The following is a 17,273-nucleotide window of genomic DNA, read 5'->3' on the forward strand; positions in this document are numbered from 1 at the left end:
GTAGTTGTCCGGTGGTGTGCGGTTGTCGGAGGCCCGGGTTCTCCGGCGACAAGCGTCGTCGAACCTGACAACCGCGTGGCGAGGGTTGCCACTGACGCGGGATCTGGATTCCCTGCGACAGCCGCCATGACTTCCCACGCGCAAACCCCTTCGACCTCGACATCGACCTCGACCTCCGTCATCGCCCAGAACGACCCGACCGCGTTCGACGGCAAGTCGCCGCCCGCGGCACCCTGGACGCCGCCGCTCTGGCGCCGCGCGCCGTCGCAGTACACCCCGCTGATCAAGGCGACGTCGCAAGACAGCAAGGCGCTGCACGCGATGCCGAATCCGGGCTTGTTCGATCTGGTCGCGCGGGAACTGCGACGGCATCTGCCCAGGCTGGAAGGCGCCATGGCGCAGGATCCGAGGCTGGCCGACGCGGCGATCGCGTCGCTGTGGAACGTGCTGGCGCACGATGCGGAGGTGGCGGCGGAGGCCACCCCCGCCGCCGCGACGAAGTCTGCGGTCGACAGCATCGAAGCCGAGTTCGGGAAAGCGCTCGCGACACGGGCGGACGCGCTGGTGCGCGAGGCCGGCGAGACCCTGGTCGCGGGTCTTCGCGAGCTGGATCCGCTCAAGCTCCGTGACGCGTATCTGAAGACGGCGGAGGCTTTCGAGATCACGCGTGGCGCCCGCAAGGAACGTCTTGGGTTCGAGGACGTCGCCTCGGGCTGGTTCGCCGAGGCGTCCGACCTCGACCTGCGGGGCCGCCCGGAACTGCGGACCCAGCTGGTGGTGCAACGCGACGGGCTGGCGTTCATCGTCGCGATGTCCGATGCGATGCGGATGCTGGCATCGTCCGCGACGCCCGATGACGGCGCGCGCGTGGCGATGGCTCAGGTGATGGCGCAGGTCGTGCGGGCCATGGTGCTGAAGGAGCCCTTCCTCATCGATGCGGACGCGGTGACGTTCATGGCCCGGTCGGCGGACCCGGCGGACCAGCATCGGCTGAATGCGCTGCGGGCGACCTCCTTGATGCAGCAGCGCCTCGCCAGACGCGGCTTGTCGATGGCGCCGCGCTTCGTTTCCCTGCTCAAGCGCGAGTCGGGCGAGTGGCGCGAACTCCCCGGCGGGTCGCTCCTTGTCAGCGACGCGGACCTCCTCGACGAGCTGTGCGCGCCGATGCCCCCGCCGCTGCCCCTGCGGGACGTCGACCAGACCATCGACAGGGAGGCCCCGTTGAAGGGGCTGACGCGAGGCAGACGTCGTCTGGTGCAGACACTGGACCGTGAGCGGGGGCGCATCGACATCGCGTTCGACGAGAACATCGAGCGCGCATCGTCGATCGACGGGCGGGCGTTCAAGGCGGCCGTGCACGTCGATCCGCTGCCGGTCGATGCCACGCCGCAGCAGCGCCTGCAGCAGGACCGGCAGATCCGCCAGATCGACGATTTCATCCAGGCTCACTTCCATCGCGTCATCGACAAGCCGGAGAACGGCTTGCCTCCCGAGATCCGGTTGAAGGGCCAGGAGATCTTCGTCGGCAAGCTGCGCGTGGCGACGGAGCAGGAGGGACGCTGGGTCGGCGATGCCGACGCGATCAAGAGGGCGGTCGGGACGCTCTGGGTGCACGACCGGATCCCGGGATCGTTCCCCGGAACCCGACGGCGCCTGGCGATCGCGCCGCCCCGGCTCCTGAAGGGCGCGACACGCCTGACCCTCGTCCTCCAGATGGAGAAAGACAACGAGATCGACTACAACGCCCGCCTCCTGACGCGCAAGGAACCCGGAGAGACGGCGTGGGTCCAGCTCAATCGGGACGGCGGATTCAGGATCGCCGACGGCGAGGAATGGATCCGCGACCTCGCATCGGATGGCCTCATCAAGCTCGTCGTCGTCGGGCATGGCACGAGGCTGGGGAATCTGGACGAGGCGGCGCTCGCCGACTATTCGGCCGGAGCGCTGGCCGCGCGTGTGCACAAGGCGCTCGGAGAGCTGAGGCTGCCCCGACGCGTCGACCGGGTCACGCTCTTTTCCTGCACGCAGGAATCGCCGGTCTTTCCCCGCAGCTTCGCCACCGAGTTCCTGCTGGCCGCAAACAAGGCCGGATTCCTGAGACCGGCGGCGACCGTGACCGCCTATGCCGAAAACGTGGCCTTCTCGCCTTTCGGATCACGTCACACGCAGCCCCATGGCGATGCGCCGTCGGGCGTGCACCGCCCGGAGGCGACCTTCAGCTTCCATGTCGATGCCGAGACGAAGGCGGTTGTCCGGAAAGACAAATATCCGGCCAACGCAGGCGAAGGGATCGCGGACGCGACACGTCGAGTCGACACCGATGTCCTCAGCCGCGGCACGTTCGCGAACAGGAGCAATCCCTCATGGCAGCCTGGCCAGGCCGGCAAGTTGTTCGAGATGTTCTCGGTGCTCAAGTCAACAGCGAAGAAGATGACGGTCGCCTCCGAGGGCGGCACGATGGTCTTCCCCGAAGAGACGCCCGAGGCGATCAGGGCCGCTGCGCTGAGTCGACTCCTCGCGTTGAGCCAGGGGCAAGCACCGGCCGTCGCGGACAGCCTGCCGCGGGCGGCGAAACTGATCGCCGACGGCCTCTGGCGGCAGGACCCGGACCTGCTTTATGACGGCTTCCAGGAGCTGTCCCGGACGTTCGACGAGACCTCTGTCTCGTGGCAGTTGGACGATCGCCCGATGGGCGTCGTCGATCAGGTCCGACTGTCGTCCGAGCTGTTGTCGCGGTACCCCCTCAGCCTGGAATTGCCGATCGAGGAATTCGCCTTCATGGAGGGCGTCAAGGCCGGGGTGAAGGCCTTGGGCGATTTGCCCGCCGGGACTGTGAACAGTCCCTTGCGCCTTCCTCTGAATCGACAGATGTTGGCGCTCCTGCAGGTCACGCTGAGCGGACGCCCGTTCAGCGTCGACACGGATCTCTTGAGCGCCTGGCTGGCCTCTGCGGAGGCGGGAGATCGGGCGAGCCTCCGGGCACTCGAGATCGTGCACGGTGCCGCGATGAGGCTGGCCCGCAAGGGAGTGGTGCAGACGCCGATCTACCTGTCCGATCTCCCGCAGGGCGCTGCGGCCGGATGGACGCGCGCCGCGGACGGCAGCCGCATCCATCGTGGCGATCTTCTGCCGGATCTGTTGCCGCGACGACGCGCGGAAGTGACGCGCTCACGGACGGAGACCGACGTCGAATTCGACGATCTCCATCCCCTGTCCCGGCTTTCCGCCTTCCTGCCTGCCGCCAAGCAGACGCTCGACCGGGAGAAGGGCACCGTCACGATCATCTGGCCGACGACGACCTTGGGCAAGCAGGCCAACTCGGTGCTGCGATTCCGGTCGGCCGACGCTGTGCCCGGGTCGCACAGCCAGCGCTTGCAGGAGGCGGAGATCCGGATGATCGACGAGTTCCTCGTCGGTGCCTTCTTCGATTCGGCCGTGTCCTCGTTGAATGCCCTGCCTGGCGACTTGAGGCTGGAAGGGGATCGCTTGATCGCCGCCCGCGCCATCCTCGCCCGACGCGAGGACGGTCAATGGGTGCCCGAAAGTGAAGCGCTCCGCAGGCATTGGATGTCCGTGGGCTCGGGCGTCGACCGGGGGACGCCGTCGACGCCGGTCTCGTCGTGGGATGCCCGCCTCGACGGTCTTGTCGATCACGGAAGCAAGCCTCCACATGACGAGGGGGGCCGACTCCTCGTTCTGCTGCAGATGGAGGATGACCCGATGGCGACCTGGCAAGCGCGGCGGACGATCGTGCGCCACGGCGATCGCGTGGCCTGGATTCAGGTGGATGCATCCGGGAACCACGCGATCCGCGCCGGGGCGCACCTCCTGCCGCTGGTCGATCCTGATCGCCGCGTCAAGATCGAGATCGTCGGTCATGGGGGCCATGACATGACGACGCGCTCGCAGACCTTGTCGGGGTATCTCTCCACGACGCTCGTGGATCGCGTGGCCCCGGTGCTGGATCAGCTCAACCTGACATCGAGGGCCGATCATGTGACGCTGGTGTCCTGCGCGCTGGAGACGCCGTCGGTCGAGCACAGCTTCGGCAAGCAGTTCCTGAAGTACGCGATCGACCGCGGCGTGGTCGTCCCGAATGGCGAGGTGGTCGCGTACGGCGACATGTTGATGTTCGACTTCGAGCCCGGCCATGAACGAAGGTCACGCCATACCCTGGCCTATCCCGGCTTTGACCCGGTCATCCATGAAGCCGGTACGACATGGGTCTTCAAAAGGAATCCCGCCTCCGGCGAAATCGACCGGATCGACAAGTATCCGGCGACCACGTCGAGGTCTTCCGTCGCCCGGCGCGCTCACATCCACCGGACACACGATCACGTCCCCGGTGATGGATCCAGAGGCGACCGGCAGCTGGCGCGGGACCCGGTCCGCCAATGGGGTTCGGCCGGGAGCTTGAGGGACCTGTTCGGGACCTTGGACAAGGTCCTGGCGCGGTCAGGGATGAAGGTGCTCGATGGCGCGGCGCCGACGACGCTGACCCAGGCCATCCAGGCGTCGTTGAGGCAAGCGCTCTCGACGGACGCGGACCCCGGGCTTGACTTCTCGACGACCGCGAAACGGATCGCCAAGGGGCTCTGGAGAAGGGATCCCATGGCGTTGTACGACGGCTTCGTGGAACTGAGCGATGACTGCGATACCGACGCGACGATCCCGGTCGAGTGGGGCGATCGTCCGCGCGGCTTGGTGAAGGACGTTCGTTTCCCTTCGCGGATGCTGGACGCGTTCAAGAAAGAGGTGCTCCTGCCTGCCGCAGAGGCTGGGTTCATGAGCGCCCTCGACGCCGGATGGGCGACCTTGAAGCAGATGGCGATCCGCGCCGGTTCCGCACCGGATGACACCGGCCGGATCGCGCTGGCCCAACAGACGGGCGACCTGGTCCACGCGCTGCTGGCCGGCCGGCCGTTCGTCGTCGATGTCGACCAACTGGGCGCGCTGTCTCCCTCCGGCTTGAAACGCCCGGCGGGCATCACGGCGTTGGACGTCCTGGAAGTCGTGCACGGCGCAGCCATGCATCTGACGCGCCAGGGGATCATGGCCGAGCCGATCTACCTGAGCGACGCCACCACCGCGTCGACCCCAGGATGGGAGAAACATGCGGATGGAAGCCGCGTCCATCGCGGCGATCTCCTGCCCGATCTGTTGCGGGACCGGGCGCGCTCGTTGGCTTGGCTCCGTCAACCCTTCTCTCGTGCTGTGGATGACGCCGCGCCGCTGGCGAGGCTGAAGGACTTCATGCCGAAGGCCACACAGTCGCTCGATCGAGCCAAGGGCACCATCACGATCACCTGGCGCGGAGAACCGCCCCGGCGGCAGGCCGATTCGGTGCTCCGCTTCCGGCCGCTCCCTGAGGGCGCCGGCGCGGAGGGGCGTCGGGGGCAGGACGACGACATCCTGGCATTGGATGAATTCATCGTCAGCGCGTTCTTCGACGTTGTCGGCGCTCGGCAGAACGCGACGCCGTCCCAGCTGAAGCTGGCGGACGGCGTCTTGACCGCGAGCAACGCGGTGCTTGCCAAGCGTGTGAATGACCGCTGGTATCGCAACATCGGGGCCATTCGTCAGACGCAGGCTGTCCTCGGGAGTTATGCCGATCCACAGCCCGCCACGGCCGTGTCGACCTGGCAGGCAGGTCTGGGTGATGCCCTGAAGGGCATGGACGGCGCGGGGAAGGTGATCGGGAAGAAGCTGCGCCTGCACGTGCAGATTGAAGACGACGACACGATCCTCGGCGGCGCGCGGCGTGTCGTCCGCAACCATCCTGACGAGGTGGTGTGGATCCAGATGGACCGCCGGGGCGAACACCGCATCGTCCATGGCGCACATCTGCTGGAACAGGTGCGACCGGACCTCCCCGTGAAGATCACGATCGAGGGTCACGGCAGCCACGATGAATTCAAGCGCTCGCAGGTCTTCGCAGACTTCACGGCCGATGAACTGGCGGACCGGTTGGCGACGCTCGTTGCGGGCTTGAAGCTGGGATCCAGGGCAAAGCAGGCCACGCTCCTTGGGTGCGCGCTCGTGGCGCCGATGGTCGCCAGCGACTATGCCGAGCAGTTCCTGGAAGCCGCGATCAGGACGGGGGTGCTGCATGAAGACGTCGAGCTGACCGCGTATGCCGCGGCGGTGACGATGGTCGACGACCTCGACACCGTCCGTTCGCCACCGAAGAAGACCCGGAGATTCCGGGGAGAGCAAAGCCGCCGGTTCGTGCCCGAGACGACGTGGCGCTACAGGAAGCATGCCGGAACCGGACACATCGTCCGGACCGACAAGCACCCTGCGGCCGAGTTCGACGATGCCTACGGGATCGGCTCCCTCCATGCCATCGACCGTGACGAGGCCCGCAATCTGCAACCAGGTCGCGCCGGCCCGCTCTCCGAGCTGTTTGGCACGCTGGGGGCGACGCAGGTCGCGGGCGGCATCGCAAAGCTCGAAGGCAACGCGCCGGATGCCGTGGTCGAGGCGGTGCAGGGGAAGCTGCGATCCTTGTTGTCGACGCTGGAAGGCGTGTCGGAGAACGACCTGCACGACGTCGCGCGATCCCTGTCGGACGGCGTCTGGCGGCGTGATCCCGCGACGATCCACGAGGGCTACGTCAAGCTGTCCTCCGTCTGTGCCGCCGACAGCGGGCAGGCCGCAAAGGTGGTCTGGAGCGACCGGCCGATCGGCGTGGTGGATCGGGCGACCGTGCCCTCGCAGCTGCGGTTGAGCTTCACCACGTTCATGGAGATGCCGCTCGCCGATGCGGCGCTGGTGCATGGCCTGCAGGCCGCGGTCGCGGGCAGGGGCGGCCTGCCGCCGGACGCGCAGGCGGATGCACAGTCGGATGCGATCGGCCGTGCCTTCGCACGGCAGACGCTGGCGCTCACGGAGGCCTTGCTGAGCGGGCGGCCGTTCACCGTCGATGCGGATGCCGTGTTCCGGATGTCCACCTTGCAGGAGGTCGACGCCCGCGCAACGCTGGACGTCCTGGACGTCACCCACGCCACCGCGGTGCAACTGGCGCGCAGGGAGTTGATGGCGACGCCGATCTACCTGACCGATGCCCGGCAGAGCCCGGACGTCGGGTGGCAAGGGTACAAGGACGGCAGCCTGGTCCACCGTGGCGACATCCTGCCGAACGTGCTGCCGGAGCGCGGCAAGACGATCGAGCGCCTGCGCATCCCGGCGGCGACCGCGGTCGACGAGGCCCGTCCGTTGCCGCGTCTCGCCCGGTTCATGCCGGATGCGACGCAGACGCTCGACCGGCAGGCGGGGACCGTGACCATCGTCTGGCCCGAGATGAAGGACGGTCGGCAGGCCGACTCGGTGCTGAGATTCGCACCGTCCGATGGCGATGCCGGCAGCGAGGGACGGCGTCGGCAGGACGCGGACATCCTGGCGATGGACGACTTCATCATCCGCGAGTTCTTCCCCGCGGCCGGCCTCATGCGCAACAGCATGCCCGGCGAGTTGAGGCTCGCCGAAGGCAAGTTGGTCGCGGGTCGTTCCGTGCTGGCCGACAGGCAGGGGGAGGGATGGGTGCGGCACGACGCGGCCATGCGCGAGGCCCTGTCCATCCTGTCCCCGCTTCCCGTGGAGTCCCAGGTCGAGCGACCGGCGACGTCATGGCATGGCGAACCCGGCGACGCGATCACGGGTCTGAAGATCGCGGACCCGGGGACCCGTCTGCTCGTCCATCTTCAGATGGAAGAAGACCTCGTCATGGTCCATGGCGCGCGACGCACCATCCTCAATCATCCCGAGGACACCGTGTGGATCCAGGTGGACCGGCTCGGCAACCAGGTGATCCGGTACGGCGAAGCGCTTCTGAAAGCTGCCGCTGCCGACCTGCCGGTCAAGATCGAGATCAGCGGTCACGGCAGTCATGATCCCGCGACACGGACGCAGCGGCTGGCGGGCTATGGCGCGGTCGAGCTGGCGGACCGGGTGGGCGCGGTGATGGGCAACCTCGGCCTGACGTCGAGGGCGAAGCACCTCACGCTCGTTGCCTGCGCGATCGAGGCGCCGGTGGTGGCGGACAGCTTCGGCGCCGCGTTCATGAAAGCCGCCATCGACAAGCGCGTCGTCCGTCAGGACGCGACCTTGGTGGCGTACGGCGAGGTGCTGATCAGGAACAACGGGCTCGAGGGAACTCAACCGTCCCGCACGACGCGCCGGCATCCGGATGCGACGCCGGAGAAACACGCGCCAGGCGTGACCTGGCAGTTCAGGAAGGACGAAACCACGGGGGAGATCGTCCGGACCGACAAGTACCCGGCCGGGAAGGCGGAGGACGCGAACGTGGTCGGGGATGACGACTCGGCGCTGAAGCGCCTCGCCGATTTCCGGGACGAGGCCTATGGGGCGGTGGCGGCGTCGACCGTCGACGGCTTGGCTGGGCGCACGCTCCCCCTGCATGGGATCGATGTCCCGTTGGCCTTCCTGGCCACGCTGGGCGCGACGATCGACGATCGCCCCCTGACAGGCGATCTGCTGCACGTCATCGCGGATCTTCCGGACGATCCCGCGATGCGGCTCAAGATCGATCCGGATCTCTTCCGACAGTGGACGTCGCTGTTGTCCGATCAGCCCGACGCCGAGGTCTCCAACCGGCTTCGTGCGCTGGGCGGGTGGCTGGGCCAACGGGAGACGCAGTCCGGAGTCGGTGCCGCGTTCATCAGCGAGGCCTCGTCGGAGACCCGCGCGATCGCCGACAGGCTGGCATCGGCATCGCAGGCCGAAGGCGGTGGTGATGGCTACGGCGATGGCGATGGCGACAGGCATGCCTTGAGCGATACCGATCTGCTCCGAGCGGCGCGGGGTGAGGAGGCCCGTCCTACCAGCCTGCTCGGTGAGATCCTCGCGGACCTGTCGCCGTCGACGCGCGCGGACTTCGAGGGCTGGTTGAAGAGCACCGGCCAGAGCCTCGACGACTTGAAGGGCATGGCGCCATCGCGGCCCGGTCGCGAGGGAGAGACGCCGGTCGAGAAGGTGGTCAGGGACATCGAGCGGCGCGTGCGGGACGACGACGGCCTCGACTTCGACAAGATGGTGCGCGTGAACGAGGGCAACGCGATCGCCGGTCTCCAGGAGATCGGCATCGTGCGGGTCGACCAGCACGGACTGCGCCTGGATGCCGCGCGACTGAAGGCCTACATCGACGGCGGCGATGGCGTGAAGCTCGCCTACGCGGGACGGGCGCTGCGCAAGATGTCCGGCCACGCCTACAGCGCGCTGCTCGACTCGGCACCTGACAGCGTCCGGCCGTTCATGACGGAGATGCGCGGTCTGCCCTCGATCGGAAAGACGATCGGAAAGACGCTGGGCAAGAAGGTCCTGGCCGGCTTCAACAAGGTGGATGGCGCGATCGATTACATCGACACGGCCCAGGGCGTCTACCAGATCCTGGCCCACTGGGACGTGATGAGCCCGACCCAGAAGGGGCTGAGCGTCGTCCAGAGCGGGGGCATCGTCATCTCGCGGCTGGCCATGATGGCGGGGCAGGCCTTGGGCAGGCTCGCGCCGGTCGCGCGGTCCGGCGTGCTTCGCATGGCCGGCGCGGGACTGGCGGGTGGCGCCGCCAATGTCGGACTCTCCGCCCTGGGGATCGCGTCGTGCGCCTTGGAATGGCAGGCCCTCAAGGACAGCGGGCAGGGGATCGACAGCTATGCCGGCAAGGCCGCGATCGCCAACACCGTCATGGCGTGCACGTCCTTCATCATCGCGACGGCCAGTGCCGTGGTCGGCACGGCCGTGTTCCTGGCGGGAGGCGCGGCAGCGGTTGCCGGCACTGCGCTCGGCCTGGCGTCGAGCGTTCTTGGCTCCGTCGCGGCGCCCCTGGCGATCGTGATGTTCATCACCAACGCGGTGGTGCAGGCGGCGCTCTGGTTCGAAGAGTTCGGCCAGTACATCCGCGATGGGACGAGCGTCGACGACGAGGCCGCGGCGGGCTTCGCCAAGGCCTTCGGCTTCTCGACCGATGTCACGCTGCGGGCGGAAACGGAGAAGGCCGCCCGGGAGGCCGCAGCCAGGCTCTCCGAGTCGCTGAAGGCCCAACAGCAATCAGACCTGGAATTCGAGGCCAGGCAACTGGGCAAGCAAGGCTACGACACCGCCATGATTCCGGACACCACGCATCCGGTGAAGCACGCCACCTTCTATGACGGGGAGTCCAGCCAGCGCTACACCTTCGCCCTTCAGCCCAAGCAACCGACGGCCACGAATTTCCGCAAGGTGATGCAGGCAAGGGGAGGAGGGACGCCGTCGCCCGACACGGCGTGGTTGTCGATGGACTTGGTGTCGCTTCAGCGCACGCCGCTCGTCGATGTCATGAGAGCGCTGCGTCCGACAGGCAAGGGCCGTCAACTATTCCAGATGGGAAACCTGTTCCACTCGGGCGTGTTCGGCGGCCCGGAGGCCGACGTCTTTCAAATGAGGAAGATCAGTGGTGTGCTGATCGGTGGCGGCAGCGGCCAAGGCTCGGTGGAGAGCAACGGGGATGAGCTCCAGATCGATGCCGAAGGCTCCGATCTGACGATCGCGCCGAATCCGCGGATGCCAGGTCGTTTCACAGATCTCACCTATCCGTCACTCCAGAAAAACTCCATCGTCGGCATTCATCGGATCGTCGTTCGCAATGCCGGCAAGGTCATCGCCTCCGGCTCCGAGGCGGATGACTTCTACGACATCTCGGCCAGAGAGGCGAAGATTGATGGCGGCGGGGGTCGCAACACCTATCTTCTGCGAAACGGCAATCGCATTCTTCTCTCGTCCAGCGACGTCGCTGTCTGGACGCGCGGTGTCAGCGGCGTCAACCTCATTCTGGGCACGGGCAGCCTAGTGCTCAAGATCGACGTACTCCATGAGTCGCTGTCCTTCCGCCGCAGCGGAGGGCACCTGGACGTTCTCATCGACAAGGAGTCACTGAGACTGGAGCACTACTTCGGGCCGATGCAGCAGTCGCATCTGGGCGGTGCGCCAGGGGTGACCTTCATCGACGCGGTCGGGACGATCCTGACCCTGATCGAGCCCGAGGTGATCAAGGAGGAGACGATCTCCGTCGCCGCGCTCGACAAGCATCTGGCGTTCAGCAAGGAACTGCCCGTCTCGCGCAGAACCCTCTCCGGAGACCATGCACGCACCCGCTTCCATCTGTCCTCCGGCGGCGGCGATTTCCGCGTCGAGCCGATGACGGCGATGCCGATGAACCTTTTCCTGGATGTGCCTGTCGACCGTCTCGGGCTGCAAGAGGAGGGCGACGACCTGGACATCATCGAGACACCCCCCGTCGGCGCCCCTGAGACCTTCGTGCCGCTGCGTTTGCGGCTGTCGGGGCTGCGGCGGTCGGACGCGGATGAGTCGGACGCGGATGAATCCGGCCGGAATGTCACGGTGTGGGTGGCGGACAAGGACAAGGACAAGGCGCCTGCCGTCCTTGTCCTTCCGAAGCCCGGCGAGCCGGTCGATGCGACGGCCCGCGTCCTCGTCCCGCTCAAGGCCTCGACCGGGGAGAAGTCCGACGTCACGGTGACTTCCACGACGGAGGGCCATCTGTCTGTCCCAGGCCAAGGCACGGACGGCGCGGACGTGATCGACGCCCGGTCGCTGCCGGACGGCACTGTGCTGAGGGGAGGCCTCGGTGCGGACACCTATCGGATCAAGGCGGGGCAGTCGCAGGTGATCGACAACAGGGCCGAGGACTCGGCACTGGATGTCCTGCAAGTTGACGATATCGGTTGGCTGGAGCTGCTGAAGGACCTGCGGTTTTCGCGCTCGGGCCGCGATCTGGTGATCGGCCTGGCCGGCGGTCAGATCACCGTGCGGGATCACGCTGCCTGGCCCCACGCGCGCCGTCTCACGCTCGGCGTCGGCGACAAGCGGTTCGCCCTGCCCGTGGTCCAGGACGGATTCATGGTGCATCTGTCGTCACCCACGGAAGGCGATGTGCCGGCAACGGCCCCCGGTGTCCACATGGTGCTGCCCAGGCCCGGCCGACCCTGGGATCTCAGCGCGCAACCGAAACAGGTATGGATGCGTTGGCCCGACGAATTGCTCAAACACGGAGCGAGTGTCGAAGCCGTCCGGAGCGGAGATCGCGGGTCGAGGGTGATCCTGGTGGACTACCAGCATGCGCCCGAGGCTTGGGCATTGAGGGAGGACATTGCCCAGGACGGAGGCCGTCTGGCGAGTCTCCTCGGCATGGCCATCCACGACCACGCCTTCACCATCGGCGACCTTCACGAAGCTCTTCTGGCAGGCACGACCGATCCCGACCATGTCTATCCGCTGGACACGGTGCGGGGCTATCTCGTGGCGAGAGGGATGCCCCAGGAGGTCGCCGCCCAGATTCGCAGCGACACCTTCCAGCGCCTGCAACGATTGCATCGGTTGTTGGCGGCCGCGGTCGACTCGCGTGATTGGCGACTCCCGGCGGCATTCATCGACGATTACGCCGCGAGCGATCTGACGCCGTCCGCGGACCAGGGGCCGATGCTCAGGTTCCTGGCCTCGCGCCGCTCGCCATGGGCCTACGACGAGTTGATCCTGCGCCATGCGCTGTCCATGACGCAGCTCCAGGTGTTCGAGTCCTGGGCCGACGCCCACGTCGAAGAGGCGCGGGGTTCCAGCAATGGCTGCGCGGCGCTGGCGGCATTCGGTCAGATGCTGAAGGGCGAGAAGCCTTCGGGATCGTTCGCGCCCTCTTTGCTCGCGAAGGTGCTTGAGCTGAAAGGCCGTCCACCCACCTTCGCGCAACAACTGGCACTTGCGATGCAGGCCGCCGAGACCATGGATGACGCCTGGGTGGCGGGCATGCGGCAGGCGGGTGTCGTCCACCATGACGTCTTGCGGCGCCTGCGGGACGCAGGCGTGGCACCCCAGGACGTGGTGCTGAGCCATGCGAATCGCCTGCGCTACGAAGGAGCTGGCGACCGGACGGCGCTCATCGCTGTCAACGCATCGGACAGCTTGAAGAGCCCGTTGACCAACGCCTACCGCTACACGTTGAAGTACTACCTCAAGCTCAACAAGGCGGGAAACAGATTTGAAAGAAGGGACAGGAATCCCCAGGCCCGCGTTGTCTATGACTTCGTCCCCGGAGTCATCGTTGATCAGAATGGCGAATCTCCCGATCCCGTGTCGGCGTACGCAACCTGGGACAAGACGTACGCGGAAAAGATTGCGAAGGAACAGAGGAGGCTGGCCCGCGCAAAAGAGGATGAGTCCAGGTCGTCAGTCGGTGGCGCATCAGGCGGGGGATCCTTCGTGTATGCCGCGCTGATTCCGGAGTACAAGGAGGCGCTTTCGTCCGTCGTTCGCCTGAAAAGAGAAGGACTCGCGAACGTGGAGACGTATCCGGTGGGGGGCACTTGGGCCGGTCGTTCAACCCCCGGCAACCTGGTCGATGGCTTCGACGGGTACAACGAGACCGTCGCATGGCGCCCCGGCGCATCGAAGGCTTCCTCCGATGACGGCACATCGACGCCAGACATCTCGGTGGATCCCGACAAGTTCATCCAGTTCGACTTCGCGCATCCCGTCGCACTGACGCGCCTGGCATTGAAGATCGACGCGTCGGCGCTCGAATGGGCCGCGGAGGCGTTGTCGAGGCCTCTGTCCCGATGGAAGATCCAGGCGCAGCGCAAGGACCAGACGTGGGTCGAGGTCTCCCACCCGACTTGGATCCAAGCGGGCGACAAGCATCCGAGGTGGACGATCGACACGGAAGGCGTGCCCTACAGCCGGTACCGCCTGACGGGCATCGACGGAACGTTCCCGAAAGCCGCCTGGTTCAGCGAGGTGACGTTCTCGACCGGCGAAGCCGGCATGGACAGTGAGGCCCGGTATGCCGTCGGCCATCTGCAGCGCGCCGGGTATGGCGACGAAGAGATCCGGTCGCTGTTGCTCCATGGTCTGCGCAGCCAGGGGGAGGCCTTGCGGGCTGCGGACCTGCGTCGCCATTTCGGCCCCCTGCCGCCGGATGTCGTCGTGGAGGACGCACACCGTCATGGTTCGTTGACCGAGGCGGAGGTCAAGATACTGAACGACCTGCGGGCGGAATCGGAAGATTCACAGCCATGGTCCGCTGCATCGCTCCTCAAGGCAGTCCGTCTCCGCGCTGCCGATCAACACGTCCGATTGCTCAATGAGCGCCTGCCATTCCTCGACCCCGCGTCGATCCAGGACGAAGCGCATCGCCAGTTCGTGGCGCAGATCAAGGAGGGACTGGTCGACAAACGCGACGCGTCCGCCCAGGAAGACAGGGAGAACGAGACGAAGGGGCCGGGGACGGTTGCCGAGGCCGGAATGCCGGACTGGTTGAACGACCTCGTCACCCTGTCTCCGGTGAGGAGGTCCGACACGCCGCGTGCCCTCGGGTCGGCGCTTCACGCCGGCCCCTACGAGGCCGTGCGGCGTCTCCTGGACGAGCAGTACGTCAAGCTCGCGGCGAGCCAGGGAGAGGCCGGCGCGATGCGTGTCACCGCGCCTTGGTATCTCCATCTCCTCGCGCTGATCGCCGCCGCGTCTGGCCGCGACCTCCGTCTGCTGGCGAAGTCCGACACGTCGCAGAAGGATCAGGCCCTCCGGGCCGTGATCGAGGACGCTCTGCCTCGCCTGCAAGCCGCCCGGAACGACGGGCTGCTCAAGGTGACGATCGCCTCATCGATGCCGCCCGTCGGCGACGTGAAGGCATGGTCGATGTCGACGCAGGAGGGAGCGACCTTGCACCTCTCGCCTGGTACCGCCCTGGTGACCGAGTACGGTCATGCCCGTGACGGTCTGCCCATTCCTCGCTTGAAGGCGGGAGGATTCACGGAAGACGAAGCGCAGTCGCTATTCGGCCGGGGCGTTCAGACGGTGGAGCAGGTGACGCGCGCGATCGAATGGCGCAAGCTCTTCCCGACCCTTCCCTGGAAGATCGTCGCCGATGGCGCGCTTTATGTTCCGGCCTCGGAGGACGCACCGCGCGAGCCGGTAAGCGGCCAGGGCGGGCAGGGGGGCTCCGTGCGAGGCGGGCTCACGCAGGTCCAGCTCGCCGAGTTCATCGACGGGCAACTGCCGATCGATGCGCCTCGCCTGTTCAACCGGGCCGTGACAGGCCGCCATGTGTTGAGGGTGCGCCGCTGGCTCGACGCCATGGGGACCGCCACGGCGAATCTCCCGATCGCTGCCCAGTTGACCAAGGCCGCGGGCGGCGCGCCGGGGGCCTTGTCCTCCGCCATCGGCCTCGCCGTGAAGCAGAAGCTGCTCCACCACGGCGCATCGACGGTGACCGAATCGTCGGCGTGGGCGCCATCCGCCTTGCGTGGCTTCATCTCCCTGCAACCGGGAGAAGGCGTGAAGAGGGCGGGCACGTTCGACGCGTCGGTCTTCAACGTCCTCAGCGTGTACGAGCGGCTGCTCGACACCCTGGGTGACGGGCTCAAGGACCTGGGGCACGACCAGGAGACGGCGGCCGGAGCCCTCCGGTCGAACTACGTCGAACTCGCCGTGATACGTGCGGCCATCGCCGGACAGCAGCTCCGTCTGCATGTGCCGGCGGGGGAGTCGCCGCGAGAGCAGGCGTTCATGACCCTGATCGAGGCGAGGCTCGCCGCCTTGCAGCAGATGGACATGCGCGATCTTCTCGACGTCCGGATCGTGTCGGCGATGCCCCCGGTCGATCCGTCTGAGGGATGGGCGACCGAGCTGGTCGATGGCAAGACCTGGCACCAGTCTCCGGATGCCTCGCCAGAGGCTTGGCTGCGCGCCAAGGCTTCGCAGGTGATCCCGCGGCTGGAAGCCGATGGATTCAGCGGTGAGGAGGCACGGGCGTTGTACACGCTGGGCGTGACGACACCGGAGCTCGTGACACGTGCGATCGAGCTGCGCAAGCAATTCCCCAGCCTGACTCCGGAGGTCGTGGCGAAAGACGTCGCCTTGCCTCCCCTCCCTGTCGAGGACCTCCGGTACGCGATCGCCCTGGTCCGGCATCTCGGGCTGGATCCGGCGGAGGTGCTTGCGGCCGTCCGTGGCAACAAGGTCAAGGTGCTTCGCGAGGTCGTGGTCAACGAGGATCACCTGCCGTATTCGTGGCGCGACCTGCTGTGGCACACCTACGGCGAGTGGTTTCCTCTGGAGGAGGGCTCCCCGGTCAGCCTCCTCCTGTCGAGCTTGACGACTTCGTTGGGTGAATCTCTCTCGCCATTGAAGCTTGAAGCGGCGGAGTCGGTCGACGATCTCGCATGGTCACTCTTGCAGGCCGTGTCCGGTCCGTCCTGGCACTTTCGCAGGTCGCTGAGCGAAGCCATCCAGACCTTGCAGTGGTGGCATGCCCGTCGCGACCTCCAGTCCAATGTCGTCCTGTCGGCGCCGTGGGCACCCAAGCGTCTGCGGGGCCTGGTATCGCTCGGCCATGGCAGCGATGGCGGCAACAGCGGCAATAGCGGCATTAGCGGCATTAGCGGCAATAGCGGCGAACCGGGATATGCGCTCGCGGCGCCGACCGCCATCGTGCTCCAGGCGTTCGAGGCCCTGTTGGAAACGCTGGAAGTGGCGCTCCGTCAGCGAGGCTTCGGTGACGGAGGCCATGGGGCCTCACTTCCTGCGCCTGGCGGCCTTGCACGCCACCGCCAGCGGACGGCAACTGCGCCTGCACGCGCCACCGACGGGGGCGCCCGCGGATCGAGAACTCAGGGACCTGCTCGACTTGGCGATTCCTTTCCTGGAGAAAGCCAGAAGCGCCGGCCTCGTCGATGTCGCGATCGCTTCGTCGAGCTTGCCGGTCGATCAGGAGAACGCCTGGGCCACCGAGGTGGTGGCGGGCAAGGCGCTTCATGTCTCGTCGAAGCGCTCGCTGGAGAGCGCCTGGAACGAAGCCCGGCGCAGCTATCCCTTCCATCGCCTGACGGCGGCGGGCTACGGGGACGACGATGCGTGGGCGCTTCAGCAAGGCGGCGTCGACACCGGCGAGCTCGTGGATCGCGCGATTCAGCTGCGCGGCTTCTTCGGTGACCTGTCCCCGCAGGTCGTCCTGGCGGAGCTGGGCAACGCGCCATTCACCGCGTTGGAAGAAAGACTCGCCGCGAAGGTGGGATGGCTGGCGAAGCGCTATTCGTTGGATGCCGCGGCGTTGGTCCGCGGCGGCGCGATCGATCCGGTGATCCGGGTTGCCAGCGAGCTGATTCAAATGCCCGGAGGATTTTTCTCCAGCGAGGAGATCCAGCAATCACAAAGGACGTCGATCCTTCGATGGCTGTCGGACACGCAAGGCCCCGACGGGGTGTCCGAGG

The 17,273-nt window shown here is 66.9% G+C and carries 1 protein-coding gene; it reads left to right on the top strand.

All coding sequences use genetic code 11. The annotated features are described in order from the left end of the window. Positions 1 to 126 precede the first annotated feature (126 nt). Complete coding sequence (locus AC07O8_RS05815) at positions 127 to 16,995, top strand: C80 family cysteine peptidase (RefSeq protein WP_495047137.1); 16,869 nt, start codon at positions 127 to 129, stop codon at positions 16,993 to 16,995. Positions 16,996 to 17,273: the final 278 nt, after the last annotated feature.

The organism is Roseateles sp. GW821-FHT09G09 (assembly GCF_059415965.1).

Bases quoted from the DNA above. Each gene is read 5' to 3' on its own strand.
- AC07O8_RS05815 (WP_495047137.1), top strand. From the start codon at position 127: ATGACTTCCCACGCGCAAACCCCTTCGACCTCGACATCGACCTCGACC.